Source organism: Chryseobacterium sp. 22458, from assembly GCF_052044975.1.
Lineage (GTDB): Bacteria > Bacteroidota > Bacteroidia > Flavobacteriales > Weeksellaceae > Chryseobacterium.
In genome coordinates this window covers 263,018-277,232 of the sequence record NZ_JBQEOA010000001.1, presented here as the reverse complement: position 1 = coordinate 277,232, position 14,215 = coordinate 263,018, and the positions used below count along the sequence as shown (strand labels likewise).

Annotated in this window: 14 protein-coding genes; 5 read left to right on the top strand and 9 right to left on the bottom strand. The window is 37.2% G+C overall.

Annotation, left to right across the window (positions count from 1 at the left end; genetic code table 11):
* Positions 1-75 precede the first annotated feature (75 nt).
* A complete protein-coding gene (locus ACTJJF_RS01195; RefSeq protein ID WP_440698406.1) occupies positions 76-465 on the top strand; it encodes a winged helix-turn-helix transcriptional regulator in 390 nt (129 codons plus the stop codon).
* Position 466: 1 nt separating this feature from the next.
* Here ACTJJF_RS01195 and ACTJJF_RS01190 read toward each other — a convergent pair whose 3' ends face one another.
* The 3 genes from ACTJJF_RS01190 to ACTJJF_RS01180 all read right to left on the bottom strand — a co-directional run bounded on the left by ACTJJF_RS01190 (position 467) and on the right by ACTJJF_RS01180 (position 4,843).
* The gene (locus ACTJJF_RS01190; protein ID WP_440698405.1) at positions 467-1,495 is read right to left on the bottom strand and encodes a hypothetical protein; all 1,029 of its coding nucleotides are present in this window, start codon (positions 1,493-1,495) and stop codon (positions 467-469) included.
* Between the two features lie 60 nt (positions 1,496-1,555).
* Complete coding sequence (locus ACTJJF_RS01185; protein ID WP_440698404.1) at positions 1,556-2,293, bottom strand: methyltransferase domain-containing protein; 738 nt, start codon at positions 2,291-2,293, stop codon at positions 1,556-1,558.
* A gap of 117 nt (positions 2,294-2,410) precedes the next feature.
* Positions 2,411-4,843 carry an alpha-ketoacid dehydrogenase subunit alpha/beta gene (locus ACTJJF_RS01180; protein WP_440698403.1) on the bottom strand — a complete coding sequence of 811 codons (2,433 nt, stop codon included), beginning with the start codon at positions 4,841-4,843 and terminating at the stop codon, positions 2,411-2,413.
* A 136-nt stretch (positions 4,844-4,979) separates the two neighbouring features.
* Here ACTJJF_RS01180 and ACTJJF_RS01175 point away from each other — a divergent pair, with 136 nt between their 5' ends.
* Positions 4,980-5,273 carry a hypothetical protein gene (locus ACTJJF_RS01175; protein ID WP_312296616.1) on the top strand — a complete coding sequence of 98 codons (294 nt, stop codon included), beginning with the start codon at positions 4,980-4,982 and terminating at the stop codon, positions 5,271-5,273.
* A 1-nt stretch (position 5,274) separates the two neighbouring features.
* On the opposite strand, the gene ACTJJF_RS01170 is transcribed toward ACTJJF_RS01175, so the two are convergent.
* The 6 genes from ACTJJF_RS01170 to queA form a co-directional block, all read right to left on the bottom strand.
* Positions 5,275-6,252 carry a polyprenyl synthetase family protein gene (locus tag ACTJJF_RS01170; protein WP_440698402.1) on the bottom strand — a complete coding sequence of 326 codons (978 nt, stop codon included), beginning with the start codon at positions 6,250-6,252 and terminating at the stop codon, positions 5,275-5,277.
* Positions 6,253-6,325: 73 nt separating this feature from the next.
* On the bottom strand, positions 6,326-7,201 hold the full coding sequence (locus ACTJJF_RS01165; RefSeq protein WP_440698401.1) for a hypothetical protein: 876 nt from the start codon (positions 7,199-7,201) through the stop codon (positions 6,326-6,328).
* Positions 7,202-7,344: 143 nt separating this feature from the next.
* A complete protein-coding gene (locus tag ACTJJF_RS01160; protein WP_312296610.1) occupies positions 7,345-8,295 on the bottom strand; it encodes a sterol desaturase family protein in 951 nt (316 codons plus the stop codon).
* A gap of 74 nt (positions 8,296-8,369) precedes the next feature.
* Positions 8,370-9,404: a 23S rRNA (adenine(2503)-C(2))-methyltransferase RlmN gene (rlmN, locus tag ACTJJF_RS01155; RefSeq protein WP_312296608.1), complete on the bottom strand. Its 1,035-nt coding sequence runs from the start codon at positions 9,402-9,404 to the stop codon at positions 8,370-8,372.
* A 32-nt stretch (positions 9,405-9,436) separates the two neighbouring features.
* Positions 9,437-9,784: a four helix bundle protein gene (locus tag ACTJJF_RS01150; RefSeq protein ID WP_440698400.1), complete on the bottom strand. Its 348-nt coding sequence runs from the start codon at positions 9,782-9,784 to the stop codon at positions 9,437-9,439.
* A 41-nt stretch (positions 9,785-9,825) separates the two neighbouring features.
* Complete coding sequence (gene queA / locus ACTJJF_RS01145) at positions 9,826-10,875, bottom strand: tRNA preQ1(34) S-adenosylmethionine ribosyltransferase-isomerase QueA (protein WP_065398568.1); 1,050 nt, start codon at positions 10,873-10,875, stop codon at positions 9,826-9,828.
* A gap of 154 nt (positions 10,876-11,029) precedes the next feature.
* Between queA and ACTJJF_RS01140 the strand changes: the two genes are divergently transcribed.
* The 3 genes from ACTJJF_RS01140 to ACTJJF_RS01130 are packed head-to-tail and all read left to right on the top strand — an operon-like array spanning position 11,030 to position 14,056.
* On the top strand, positions 11,030-11,743 hold the full coding sequence (locus ACTJJF_RS01140) for a hypothetical protein (RefSeq protein WP_440698399.1): 714 nt from the start codon (positions 11,030-11,032) through the stop codon (positions 11,741-11,743).
* A 37-nt stretch (positions 11,744-11,780) separates the two neighbouring features.
* Positions 11,781-12,473 (top strand): AIM24 family protein, encoded by a 693-nt coding sequence (locus tag ACTJJF_RS01135; RefSeq protein WP_440698398.1) that lies wholly within the window; start codon positions 11,781-11,783, stop codon positions 12,471-12,473.
* A 47-nt stretch (positions 12,474-12,520) separates the two neighbouring features.
* The gene (locus ACTJJF_RS01130) at positions 12,521-14,056 is read left to right on the top strand and encodes a M61 family metallopeptidase (RefSeq protein WP_440698397.1); all 1,536 of its coding nucleotides are present in this window, start codon (positions 12,521-12,523) and stop codon (positions 14,054-14,056) included.
* The last annotated feature ends 159 nt before the right edge of the window (positions 14,057-14,215 follow it).

Here is a 14,215-nt window from a genome sequence, read left to right as displayed (position 1 = left end):
TGTTTTTGTATCTTTTATTAAAAAAATAGTGGTAACTTCGCAGTAACTTACATTAGTAACATTAAAGTAACTTCTATGAAAAAGAACGAATTGATGCAATACAGCTGTCCTCTGGGCAAAGCTATGGCCGCATTGGGAAGCAAATGGAAGCCCATTATTGTTCTGGTCATTAAAGACCGTAAGCTGCGTTTCGGAGAGCTTGCCGTACGTATTAATGTCATTTCAAGAAAGGTTCTTACCGACCAGCTGAGAGAGATGGAAACGGATGGCTTGGTAATCCGTGAAGAATTTAAAGAACTTCCTCCGAGAGTGGAATATTCTCTTACCGAAAAAGGATTGGCATTACTTCCTATCCTATATCTGCTTGAAGAATGGGAAGCGAAATATCAGGTGAAGGGAACCTATTCGGAAGAATGTATTGAATTGATTAAGGAAAAGAAAAAGAAAAAGGTAACTGAAATGTAAATTATATTTCAATAATCTTAATCTTTGTGATATATTTTTTCAGTTGTTTATTATAAGTAGAATAATGAACCAGCATTTTTCCATCATTCATTATAAGTGTTTTATTGATATAAATTTTATGGGTATCCAAATCCTTAAGAGGTTTCAAGTCTCCTCTTCTAAAACTGCTTATTTTCCGTGATGAGAATATCACCAGGTTATTTGAATGGTTAAACCGGGCTGATTTTATACAACCCTTATACTCAGTATTCAATATAATATCAATTCCGCTATCTGTAGATTTCAGTATCATTAAATTTCTCCCGGAACTCAATATAATTTCTCCCAGAGAATTGATGTCCTGAATAATATACCAGTTGTTTTTTAAAAGATATCTGGTAATGCTTTCCTTATCTGTATCGATCACAAAAAGCTGGTGATGTATTTTCCCCACAAATATATTCTCACAAGACTTGTAATCATGAAAATAGGATATATCAATATTTTCATTTTCGGAAAGATCCTGTAGGGGAATCTCTCTGATACTTTCACCTGAACGGGAATGAAGAACTATTTTCAGACAATTATTTCCTATAAAAGCATTTTCTGCAATTTTCTTACGTTGCCATTTATTTTGAAAAGACATAAAATATTCACCATATATCCAAATAGCATCGATGAGGTATTGTCTCGAAGTATTATCATCATATCTCAGTTTTTTTTCCTCTATCCTGCGCTCTGTATAAAGGCGGAACAGATCCGGAGGAAAAACCGCCTTAATCATTTCGGTATTCAAAAAATTAGCAGTGTCTTTACTCAGTGAATTGATAAAGACTCTGCCATCTATCAGTTTCTGAAAAAAAAAGCCCGAATTGATTGTTGTAATATTTTCCCTGTCATCAAGTTCAATACTTTTTCTATAGGTTTTAAAATCCGTAACGACAATTTTATAGGTTTTATGATGATACAAATTCACCAGTAAAATAAACCTGTCATCCACATCTATCATATCATAGATGTATTCGTCTTCAGGAAAAGATATTGTTTTCATATAGGCCAGTGCTATTTTCTAATTTTAAAAATAAAGTATTTCTATTGACTTAAGATAGCTTTAGACCTTTTCTATAACCAACATATCCGCAAAAGGAGTAATCTTTTTATTCTTAATTATTTTCAGTCCGGATGGTGAAATAGAATCCATCCACTGTTTACGGCTTAAAAAATGAAAGGCTCCGATATTGAAGAAAACAAAATTGGTAGTATCTCTGAACTGTTCTGAAATAATAATTACACCTCCTTTTTTCAGTATTCTTTTGGCTTCTTTAAAGAATAGAATCCTTTTCTCATGATCTAAAATTTCGTGAAGAGCTGTCACTGCAAGAATAACGTCCTGAGATTCATTTTCAAACGGCAATTGATCCGGTGAAATCTTTATTTCCTTCGGATTGGGAGGAAACATTTTTTTAGAAACCTCAATCCCGCTTTCGTGCTCGTGTCTGTTTCCGTAAATATCACAAACCGTCAGGTTCAAATCAGGGTATTTCTCCTCCAGTCTTTGGGATAACGGATCAAAACTGGCGTGGATGAGAACTGCATTTTCTGTTGTGCTCCAATTGATTATCCCGTTTAAATCATTCAGTTCATATAAATCAGAATTGTCATAGAGAATATAAGATGCTGTAAGTGAAGCAATGATATTGATGATAATAAGGGTTCCCAAACCTCTCATCAGAATAATCAGTATTTCTGAGCCTATCTGAAATGACAGTATAAAAAGAAACAGTGAAATAACAGCTCCAAGAAGGATCTTTTTATAATTGAAAAGGATAACGAGGCGGGTAATTTTCATGGTAGTTTTCAGTATACAAATGACTGTTTTTCAAATGTACGAATTTCAATGGTTTAATGGTTAAAACAAAAACCGCTTCCTAAAAGAAAGCGGTTTTAAAATTTATCTAAAGTCCAATTAGAATATCGCGGGATATTTCTGAGGATTTGTTTCATTAAACATGGCGTAGATCTTTTCTACCATATCATCTGCAGACGGCTTACTGAAATAGTCACCATCACTTGCATAAGCTGGTCTGTGATCGTTTGCAGCAATCGTCAACGGATCTGAATCCAGATATCTGAATGCTTTCTGTTTTTCAAGGATCTGCTGTAAGATGAATCCTGTAGTTCCACCTTCCACGTCTTCATCAATCACAACTAGTCTGTTGGTCTTCTTCACACTTTCGGCAATTTCGTGAGATAAATCGAAAGGAATTAAGGACTGGATGTCGATCACTTCTGCAGAAATTCCAAGTTTTTCCAACTCGTTGGCTGCTTCTGTTACAATTCTCCAGGTAGATCCGTACGTTACCAATGTAACATCTTTTCCTTCTTTTGTCACTTCAATTTTCCCTACAGGAACAGTGAATTCACCTAAGTTATCAGGTTGTTTCTCTTTCAATCTGTATCCGTTCAGACATTCTACGATGATCGCAGGTTCGTCCGTCTGAAGCATTGTATTATAGAATCCGGCAGCTTTTGTTAAGTTTCTAGGAACCAGCACCAAAATACCTTTTGAAAGGTTAAGGATTCCCGCCATCGGAGAACCTGAGTGCCAGATTCCTTCTAACCTGTGCCCTCTTGTTCTGATGATCAAAGGAGCTTTCTGGCCTCCTTTTGTTCTGTAATGTACCGTTGCCAGATCATCACTCATTCCCTGCAGACAGTAAAGAACATAGTCCAGATACTGGATTTCAGCGATAGGCTTCAGACCTCTCATGGCCATACCAATTCCCTGTCCAAGAATGGTAGCTTCACGAATTCCTGTATCAGCAATACGCAATGCGCCATATTTTTCCTGCATTCCTTCCAACCCTTGGTTCACGTCACCGATATTTCCGGTATCTTCCCCAAAGATCAAAGTTTCAGGATATTTTTCGAAAATTTTATCAAAGTTATTTCTGATCACTACTCTACCGTCAACATCTTCTGAACTGTCTGAGTAAACAGGCTTGATTTCCTTGATGTTTTCAGCCTTCCATTCAGACTCAGAATATAAGTGAGAAGAATAATTGTCTTTTTCAATTTCAGCTACTTCATTGTACTTCTGCATCAATTGGCTTCTTTCCGCAGAGTTGGTTCCTCTTGTAGCCAATAATGTTTTTCTTGCTAAATGGAATACATCTTTCTTAGCTTTTGAAACTAATTTATTGAAATGAGTAAGAGCAGCTTCTACTTCAGCATTCTGACCTTTAAGGTTTTCTACTAAAGGTAAAACAGACTGAATTAATTCTTTAATTGCAGTTTGATAATGATCCCATGCCGCTTTCTGTCCTGCTTTAGCTATCTTTTTAGCTTCTTCATCTATTGCTTCAAGTTCTTCAGCAGTAGCAATGACCTCTTCTTTTCCGTCGATTTCAATAGAATAATTTAAGATCCATTCTTTGAATTTGGCCAATCCGTCATATTCTGCTTCCCATGCAAGACGCTCTTCATTTTTATATCTTTCGTGAGATCCGGATGTAGAGTGTCCCTGAGGCTGAGTAACATCAATCACATGCACTACCACCGGTACACTTTCTGTTCTTGCAAAATGCTCTGCCTTAGCATAAGCATCCAATAATGCAGGATAATCCCATGCTTTCACCTGGATAATCTCACATCCCTGATTTTCTCCTTCTTTTCTCTGGAAACCGCTCAGCATTTCACTGATATCAGCTTTAGCTCTCTGGTTCTTTGTAGGAACAGAAATTCCGTATCCGTCATCCCAGATTGAAACGATCATAGGAACCTGAAGTGCACATGCAGCGTTCAGAGTTTCCCAGAAATGACCTTCTGCTGTAGAAGCATCACCAATGGTTCCGAAGGCAATTTCATTACCGTCTTTAGAGAATTTTTCAGAACCGTCAAATTTTACACTTTTATAGATCGTAGAAGCCTGAGCCAATCCTAATAATCTTGGCATCTGACCTGCCGTAGGAGAAATATCCGAAGATATATTCTTCTGAGCTGTAAGATCTTTCCAGCTTCCGTCTTCATTTAAACTTCTTGTTGCAAAATGCCCGTTCATCTGTCTTCCTGCTGATGCAGGCTCTCTTTCCACGCTTGTATCTGCATACATCTGTGCAAAGAAACTTTCTACGGTCAAAGCATCTATTGCTAATGCAAAAGTCTGGTCCCTGTAATATCCTGAACGGAAGTCCCCATTTCTGAAAACCTTCGCCATTGCCAACTGAGGAAGCTCTTTACCATCCCCAAAAATTCCGAATTTAGCTTTTCCGGTGAGTACTTCTCTTCTTCCGAGATAAGACATTTCACGAGAGATCCTTCCTAACCTGTAGTCTTCAAGTATTTGATTTTTAAAATCTTGAAAGGATATTTGCTGTGTTTCAATATAGGTTGTTTGCATAGCTAAGTAAAAAAGTTTTTAATCTTCAAGTATTTTGCTAATATACAATTTTTAAATTAATTTTAATTTTTAATAATCTTTTTTAAAAATTTGATAATAAAAAAAATTGTGCTTTATTTTGAAAAAAATTGTAAAGATGGAAAAAAAGTCACCTCATATCCTGAACGCATCGAGCAATCTTTTAGGCTTTTCACTGATCATCATTACATCACTGAAAATCGCTAAAATCAGTCACAACACGTATTTGGACGAATTTGCGGGTCTTGCCTGCATGCTTTTTGCCTGTAGCTGTTTCTTTTCATTTCTGGCCATCAGAACGAAAAATAAAAAGCGGGAATATACGTTTGAGAGTATTGCGGATTATTTATTTTTAATCGCTTTATTTTGTATAGTTCTGGCCGTTATTATTGTAACCCTGAAAATAATTTAACTTAAAATTTTCGCTCAATTACATAATCCAGCATAATATGTAAAGATTTTCTCGCTTCAGATTCAGGAAATTCATTAAGAATATCCTTAGCTTTCTGCTGAAAATCTTTCATTACCTGGATGGCATATTCCAGTCCGCCGGAATTTTTAACAAACTCAATCAGCTCCTTTACTCTTTTGGGATTATTATTGTAACGTTTTATCGTGTCAAAGTAGTATTTTCTGTCCTTCTCGCCGGCTGTTTTAAGGGTATGAATCAAAGGCAGGGTCATTTTCTGTTCTTTAATGTCAATTCCTACAGGCTTACCGATCACGTTTGAACTTAAATAATCAAAAAGGTCATCTTTAATCTGAAAAGCCATTCCGGTATAGGTTCCGAAATCCATCATTTTCTTCGCCAGCGCTTCATCTGTACTGTTGGAGAGAACTCCTATTTCGCAACAGGCAGCAATCAGGGTAGCCGTTTTCTGACGGATAATCTCGTAATACACTTCTTCCGTAATATCCAGTTTTCTGGCCTTTTCCAGCTGAAGAAGCTCTCCTTCAGACATTTCACGGATCGTTCTTGAAATCACACCCAGTAAATCATAATCTTTATGATCTGTAGACAGCAATACTGATTTCGACAAAAGATAATCTCCTACCAAAACGGCAATTTTATTCTTCCACAAAGCATTGATCGAAAAGAAATTACGGCGTTTAAAACTTTCATCCACCACATCATCATGCACCAGTGTGGCCGTATGAATAAGCTCGATCATCGAAGCACCACGATAGGTTTTCTCCGTCACATCACCCACCAGCTTGGCACAAAGAAAGACAAACATAGGACGCATCTGCTTTCCTTTGGTGGTCACAATAAAACGGGTTACTTTATCTAGTAAAGGTACTTTACTCTGCATCGATTCATAAAACTTCTGTTCAAAAAGTTTCATTTCCTCGTTGATCGGTCGTTTAATCTCTTCTACTGTATTTGCCACAATCTGCGAATGCTGGGTGAATAATTATTAATTCTCACAAAGATAATTTTTTTCGCTCAATTTTAAGAGAAAATTAATCCTTGAGTTGATCTTTGGGGATAAAATAAAGCGAAGGTTTTACACTTCCCAACGGAGATCTGAATTTTTCCCCTGAAATATAAATTCCCGTTTCATCTGCGGTAATTCCTTCGATCTGGCTTACAGACAGAGAACTTCCGAGATAATAATGCTTAGGAACTTCCTTAAAAAATATTCCCGGTTCTGTTTCTGTAAAAATATCTAAAAATACTTCTGTCTTTTTAGTATACCCTATGAGATACAGTTTTTTCTCAAAATAAGCGGCATCGGTGACCACAAAGTTGGTTTTATATGACTCTGTTTTTACAGCATCCTGTTTTTCATAGTTTTCGGGATCAATTACGTAGTGGGTAGTGGATCTTGCTGTCCATTCTTTGGTAAAAAGATGAATTTTCCCATTGAGAAAAATCATGGCTTCAGCATCAAAATCAGTCTTTAAATAACCATCACCGAACACCTCCTGCTCAGGATACTGAAATGAAATCTTTCTGATCTCATTATTCTGTAAGCTGTCATTCGAAAAAGGAACTTTATAGATTTCAAGATCTTTCCTTTTTCCGTCATTATTTCCGAAGTCACCTATATAGAAATGGGTTCCGTCATTAGCCAGGGTCTCCCAGTCTTTATTTTTGGCATTAACTCTGAACGTATTTACAATTTCCCCGGATGTTTTACTGATCTCAAATAATTCCGGATCATTTCCACTATCATTAAAGGTATAGAGTTTCCCCTTCAGAATGCTTAACCCGGAAGTTTCCTGAATTCTATTATCCAAATGACCGATTCTGTACTTTTTTATTTTCAGAAAATCAGTTTGTTGAGAAAATGCAGGTTGACTAACTAAAAGAGCAATAATCAGGAGTTTTTTCATAAGACAAAAGTAAGTTTTTATTCTGAGCTGGTATGTTGGAGAGTTGGCGAGTTTTAAGGTGAGAGCGTTGGTTTTCTTTCTAAAATAGAAAAACGGACAAATAGCCCGTTTTCCCTGAGATTTCTATTGATATAAAACAGAAATTAAGCAGTTTTCTGCCCTTCCTGAGTTTGCTGTTGTTCTTTTTTCTTTTGCTGTCTGGCAAAGTATTCCTTCTGGTATTGCCTTACTGTTTTTCCGGTACCGTCATGTCTCCATCCCGGAGAGTTGAAAATATAATTGATTCTGTCTGTGAATTTCAGCCCCGGCTGCTTCAGGTCTTTCCAGATCTTTCTCCATTCATAAAAAAGAACGGTATCTGGTCTGTTGTCCGGCATTTTCGGGTAAATCCCATATTTTACCGGTACATTTGGGTCTTCTTTCTGAAAGGTTCCGAAAATTTTATCCCAGATGATCAGGCACATTCCCATGTTCTTATCCAGATATTTTACATTACATGCGTGATGCACACGATGGTGGGAAGGGGTTACCAGAATATGTTCCAGAAATCCCATACTTTTCACAGTCTGTGTATGCACCCATGTTCCATATACCTGCCCGATAGCATAAGCCACCATGATATGCCATGGATTAAATCCTAAAAATGCTAACGGTGAAAAGTATAAATATCTGTAAAGCGGCTGTAATACAGGGCTTCTGAATCCTGTGGTGAGGTTGAAATATTCTGAACTGTGGTGCGTGATATGAACTGCCCAGAATGCTCTGGATCTATGGTCTACATAATGGAGAACGTAATAGGCAAAATCTGTGATCACGAAACAAGCCAGTAAATACCAGATGCTGAGATCCCATGAAAAAAGCCTGTGGCTGTAAAAGAAAAACATCACCCCCATGGCGAATGCTTTCATGATGAGGTCAAGACCGAAATTCATCAATGCCAGATAAACATTGGTGGCAAGATCTTTTCCGCTATACAACTTGGCTTCTGAAACGTGGCTGTAAATCATTTCAGCTAAAATCACAGTGGCATGCAAAGGAATAGCCCAAGCATACACATGTTCCAGCCCGTCCTCGCTCATAATAAAATCCATCATCACTAAATAATTTGTGCAAAGGTAGGACTTTAAGAGATGCTTTAACGGAAATTTAAGGTTTTTTTAAGGAAATTTTAATCCGCAGTTTTGTTGGCCAACTGCCCACAGGCAGCGTCAATATCACCTCCACGGCTTCTTCTGACCATTACGGTAATTCCTGCATTTTCAAGCTGACGGATGTAGTTTTCTTCCGCCTGTTTGTTGCACTGGTCGTATTTTCCGTCACCAATCGGATTGTACTGAATAAGGTTTACTTTAGAAGGTACCTGTTTGCAGTATTTTATCAAAGCTTTAATATCCTCGTCTCCATCATTGATTCCTTTCCATACACAGTATTCAAAAGTAATTACGGAACCGGTCTTCTGATACCAGTACTGAAGAGATTCCATAATATCTGTCAATGGAAATTTGTCAGAGAAAGGCATGATCTCATTACGCTTGGATTCGATGGCAGAATGAAGGGATAGTGCCAGTTTCACACGCAACTCATCATCAGCAAGCATTTTGATCATTTTAGGAATACCGGATGTAGAAACGGTAATTCTCCTTGGAGACATTCCCAATCCTTCCGGCTGGGTGATCTTTCTGATGGCTTCCACTACATTTTTGTAGTTCATCATCGGCTCTCCCATTCCCATGAATACGATATTGGACAGCGGTCTGTCAAAATACATACGGCTTTGGCTGTCAATAAGGGCTACCTGGTCTACAATCTCAGCTACTTCAAGGTTTCTCATCCTTTTCAGTTTTGCGGTAGCACAGAATTCGCAGTTCAATGAGCAGCCTACCTGTGAAGACACACAGGCTGTAGTTCTTGTTTCTGTTGGAATAAGAACAGATTCCACCAGTAATCCGTCGTGAAGTTTCACTCCGTTTTTGATGGTTCCGTCGGTACTTTTCTGAAGCAGATCTACGGAAACAGGATTAATGGTATATTCTTCGGAAATTTTTTCACGAAGGGTTTTCGAAAGATTCGTCATTTCATCGATCGAATGGAGGTTTTTACTCCATAGCCAGTCATAGACCTGTTTCGCACGAAACGGCTTTTCTCCTAAAGATACAAAGTAGTCTTTAAGCTGATCTAGTGATAATGTACGGATGTCTTTCATAATATTAAAGAGCCAAGTTAAAAGTAAAAGGTTTAAAGTTGAGTATTGTTAACTATTGCAGCCAAAATGTTTTTCAATTCGTTACTTTCATTCAATAAAGCTTTAAATTCCTCAGAATCATAACCATCCAGTTCTTCTAAAACCCGAAGCCAGAAATGACTTTCTCTAGCTTCTCTTAAAGCAATTTTTACTTTATTTTTAAAATCTGCTTTAGAAGATCCTGCCTGGGATTCTTCATAATTAGCACCTATTGAAGTAGCTGATTTCCCGAGTTGAAATCTTATTAATTTACTTTCAGAATCATTGGGGAGTGTTCTTAAAAACTTAAGGCAATTAACTCCAAATGTAAAAGTTCTGATAAGTAAATCATTTTGTCTCATTTCTACTTGTATTACTTTTAACTTGGCTCTTTTTACTTTTTTTATAGAATTAACATTGCGTCACCGTAAGAGTAGAATTTATACTTTTCTTTTACGGCTTCTTCATAAGCATGCATTACAAAATCTCTTCCGGCAAATGCAGCAATCATCATGATCAAAGTAGACTTCGGCGTGTGGAAGTTTGTGATCATTGAGTTGGCTACTCCGAAATCGTGAGGCGGATAAATGAATTTATTAGTCCATCCGTTGAAAGCGGAGATTTTTTTGTTTGAAGAAACAGAAGTTTCCAATGCTCTCATTGTAGTAGTTCCTACTGCACAAACTCTTCTGTGGGCATCTACTGCTTTGTTGATGATCGCAGCGTTTTTCTCATCAATGATGATCTCCTCAGATTCCATTTTGTGCTTGGAAAGATCTTCCACCTCAATAGGGTTGAAAGTTCCCAATCCTACGTGAAGGGTAACTTCAGCAAAATTGATCCCTTTGATCTCTAATCTCTTCATCAGATGCTTAGAGAAGTGAAGACCTGCTGTAGGGGCAGCAACTGCTCCTTCTACTTTTGCATAGATCGTCTGATATCTTTCTGCATCTTCCGGCTCTACAGCTCTTTTGATATATTTTGGAAGCGGAGTTTCTCCCAATTCCTTTAATTTCGTTCTGAATTCTTCATAAGAACCATCGAACAGGAATCTTAATGTTCTACCTCTTGAAGTCGTATTGTCAATAACTTCAGCTACTAAAGACTCATCTTCTGTGAAGAATAATTTGTTACCAATTCTGATTTTTCTTGCAGGATCTACCAAAACGTCCCAAACTCTGGTTTCTTTATCAAGCTCTCTTAAAAGGAAAACTTCAATTTTAGCACCTGTTTTTTCTTTATTTCCGTAAAGACGTGCAGGGAAAACCTTAGTATTGTTGAAGATAAACAAATCTTCTTCATCAAAATAATCCACAACATCCTTGAATAATTTGTGCTCGATAGTCTGTGTTTTTCTATCAAGTACCATTAATCTCGCTTCGTCTCTGTGCTCTGATGGGTGTTCTGCTAATAATTCCGCAGGAAGATCAAAATTAAAATCTGATGTTTTCATTTTTTAAATTACGGTTTAAAAATTATTGAAATTACAAGGTGTAATTTTCGGAGTGCAAATATACGACATTCAACACCCCTTTGTCAAGTATTATTTACAATCAAATGTAAAACCGTGATTTTACGGGGAATTTTAAAGCATAAAAATAGTATTTTTGAAAAAATTATCATCCAACATGGAATCCGTAAGTAAAATATACTTTATTGATAATCCGTATCCTAACGGCCACAAAATTGAAACATTCAGCTGGAGCGGGCGGATTGATGAATATGGATTTATCTGGTTTGATTTTCATTTAAAAACTGAAAATTATTACACCGATGACGATGAAAACAGTGAAGAAGAAGACGAAGATCTGTCCGACTGGGACTCCAAAATCGTATGGGAAAATTACCATGCCTGTACACTCTCGTCCAACTACTGGAGCGAACAAAGAGGAATCAGAATTAACAATCTTGATGAAAAACTGAACTTCGATACCGTTGTTAAAAATGATCTGTTCAGCAACGACCTTCCGTCTGAACAACATTCTGATGATGATGATCTTGCCTTCAATATCTATCTGCTGGGGCATGACAGTTGTGCGGGACATCAGATCCGGTTTTCAAAAACAGATAATAACCGGTATGATATTACATGGACGGGTAAAATAGCATTGACCTACTCAGGCGATGATGAGTTTTCGCATGATTTCAAAGCGCAGATTTTCAATGCTGAATTTGAAGGTTTCCATTATCCTAAAACATGGTCACTAGAAAAGGCCACTGAAATGTTCAAAGCCAGGCTTGCCCATTTTGAAGCGTATGAATTTGTAGATCTGAATCCTAAAAGTAACAAAAGGGAGTATAAACTCGACAAACTCAAGTAATAACACTATAAAAACAACAAATTAAAAAATTATAATTATGAGCAAATACTCAATTGAAGCATTTATCAATGAAACGAAGGAGAATCCACAGCAGAGAGATTATTTTGAGCTGGAAACCAAGCATCTTCTGGAAATCAACCTTAACAATCAGGCTGTATGGACGAAAAAAGGAAGTATGGTAAGCTATGTGGGAAATATTAATTTTGAAAGACAGAGCATGATGTCCGGCGGTCTTGGCAATCTTCTGAAAAAAGCCATCAGTGGTGAAGGAAGCAAACTGATGAAAGCTGAAGGTACAGGAAAGCTATATGTGGCAGACTCCGGAAAAAAGGTCAGAATCCTTTATCTGAATAATGAATCTGTATGTGTAAACGGAAATGATGTGCTGGCACATGAGCAAAGTGTAAAAAGTGATATTACGATGCTTAAAAGTATTGCAGGCATGATGTCCGGAGGTCTTTTCCAGGTAAAGCTTTCCGGAACGGGGCATATTGCCATTACTACTCACGGTGATCCTTTAACCTTACTTGTAACTCCTGATACTCCTGTCTTTACAGATCCTAATGCCACTGTTGCATGGTCCGGAAACCTGAGTCCGGAGCTGAAAACCAATGTTTCTTTGAAAAGTCTGATCGGAAGAGGAAGCGGTGAAGAATTCCAGATGAAGTTTTCAGGACACGGATGGGTATTGATTCAGCCTTATGAAGAGGTATATTATATGGAAAAATAAAGCCTAACCTTGGGCAATTTTTGTACTTTAGTAAAAACTAAAAGCAGATGGATAACCTGATAAAGTTACTTTTCGTACTGGTTCTACTTCCAAGCGCAATTATTGCCCAAAAATCAAATAAAAATTACGACTATACGATAGACCTTCTTCATGTATCCAACGATGAAGTGAAGATTTCTTTTGCACCGCCAGAAAATAATCTTAAGCAGGGAAAATTTATTATTCCCAAGCTGGTTCCCGGATTTTATCAGGCGATGAACTTCGGACAAAACGTTTCCAATTTCGTTGCCACTGATAAAAACGGAAAAAAAATACCTGTTGAAAGGCTGGATAAGAATAGCTGGTTGGTACACGATCTTAAACGTGTAAAGAAAATATCCTATCAGGTAGCTGACGGATGGGACTCTCTGGAAAATGATACTCACGAAGCCAAGTCGCCGGGCACCATGTTTAAAAAGGACAGTGTTTTTGTCATCAATTATAATTCTCTGGTAGGATATTTTGAAGAAATGAAAGATCTTCCCTTTCAGATTAATATAACAAAAAACAAGGGTTTTTATGCTTCCTCTGCTTTGGATTATCAACAGAAAAATAAAAATACAGACAGAGTCTGGGCGAAAGATTATCGTCAGCTGGTAGACTCTCCGGTTCTGTATTGCGTTCCCGACACAACATGGCTGAAAATAGGCCATACTGAGGTACTGGTATCATTCTATAATCATAAAGAACGGCATTATTCAAAAACAATCGCCCGTGAAATAGAGCATATTCTGAAGAATCAGCAGGCTTATCTGGGAGGAACCTTGCCAGTCAATAAATATGCTTTCCTCATCTATTATGAATCTTCGAATGAAAGTGGATATTTAGGAGACGGGCTGGAGCATTCCCACTCTACAGTCTGCCTGTACCGTTCCGGAAGCATGAAGTTTCTTCCCAATGCTTTAAACCGGGTGGCCTCCCATGAATTTTTTCATATTGTGACTCCGCTCAACATTCACTCAAAGGAAATTCAGCATTATGATTTCCTGAATCCTGTCATGTCTCAACACCTTTGGTTATATGAAGGGATGACGGAGTATGCGACCATTCATATGCCTGTCAAACAAAAAATGATCAGCCTGGAAGATTTTGAAAAAAGTCTGGAAGAAAAGATCAAAGAGATGAAAGCATTTGACAACACCCTATCTTTTACAGAAATGAGTAAAAAATCTATGGAAAGACAGGACCAGTATATGAATTTTTATATGAAAGGTGCATTGCTCGGATTATGTCTGGACATAAGATTAAGAGAACTTTCCGGCGGTAAAATGGGAACTCAGGACCTGATGCAGATGCTTATGAAAAAATACGGAGAAGGTAAATATTTTAATGATGGTGAGCTTTTTGATGAGATTACAAAAATGACTTATCCTGAAATACGTACATTTTTCAGAGATTATATCGAAGGTACCCAACCCGTTCCTTTAAAAGAATATCTTGAAAAAGCAGGTTTCAGCTATGATGAGATCACCGGAAAAATAACTCCTGTTCCCAATCCTGACTCAAAACAGATTGCATTAAGAAAAGCCTGGATCAATCAATAAATTTTCATGCAGACAATACATATTTAAAAAAAATATAAATGATCAAAATAGAGAAAAAAGTGAAAATTAATAATCTCTACATCAACAACTCCAAAACCATTCAACTTTAAAACCCAACAACCCACAAATTCTTACAAACCACCTCTATTACTTCATTAT

Excerpts from the sequence above, each read along its gene's own strand:
- ACTJJF_RS01195 (WP_440698406.1), top strand. The coding sequence starts at position 76 with ATGAAAAAGAACGAATTGATGCAATACAGCTGTCCTCTGGGCAAAGCT.
- ACTJJF_RS01190 (WP_440698405.1), bottom strand. The coding sequence starts at position 1,495 with ATGAAAACAATATCTTTTCCTGAAGACGAATACATCTATGATATGATA.
- ACTJJF_RS01185 (WP_440698404.1), bottom strand. The coding sequence starts at position 2,293 with ATGAAAATTACCCGCCTCGTTATCCTTTTCAATTATAAAAAGATCCTT.
- ACTJJF_RS01180 (WP_440698403.1), bottom strand. The coding sequence starts at position 4,843 with ATGCAAACAACCTATATTGAAACACAGCAAATATCCTTTCAAGATTTT.
- ACTJJF_RS01175 (WP_312296616.1), top strand. The coding sequence starts at position 4,980 with ATGGAAAAAAAGTCACCTCATATCCTGAACGCATCGAGCAATCTTTTA.
- ACTJJF_RS01165 (WP_440698401.1), bottom strand. The coding sequence starts at position 7,201 with ATGAAAAAACTCCTGATTATTGCTCTTTTAGTTAGTCAACCTGCATTT.
- ACTJJF_RS01160 (WP_312296610.1), bottom strand. The coding sequence starts at position 8,295 with ATGATGGATTTTATTATGAGCGAGGACGGGCTGGAACATGTGTATGCT.
- rlmN (WP_312296608.1), bottom strand. The coding sequence starts at position 9,404 with ATGAAAGACATCCGTACATTATCACTAGATCAGCTTAAAGACTACTTT.
- ACTJJF_RS01150 (WP_440698400.1), bottom strand. The coding sequence starts at position 9,784 with ATGAGACAAAATGATTTACTTATCAGAACTTTTACATTTGGAGTTAAT.
- queA (WP_065398568.1), bottom strand. The coding sequence starts at position 10,875 with ATGAAAACATCAGATTTTAATTTTGATCTTCCTGCGGAATTATTAGCA.
- ACTJJF_RS01135 (WP_440698398.1), top strand. The coding sequence starts at position 11,781 with ATGAGCAAATACTCAATTGAAGCATTTATCAATGAAACGAAGGAGAAT.
- ACTJJF_RS01130 (WP_440698397.1), top strand. The coding sequence starts at position 12,521 with ATGGATAACCTGATAAAGTTACTTTTCGTACTGGTTCTACTTCCAAGC.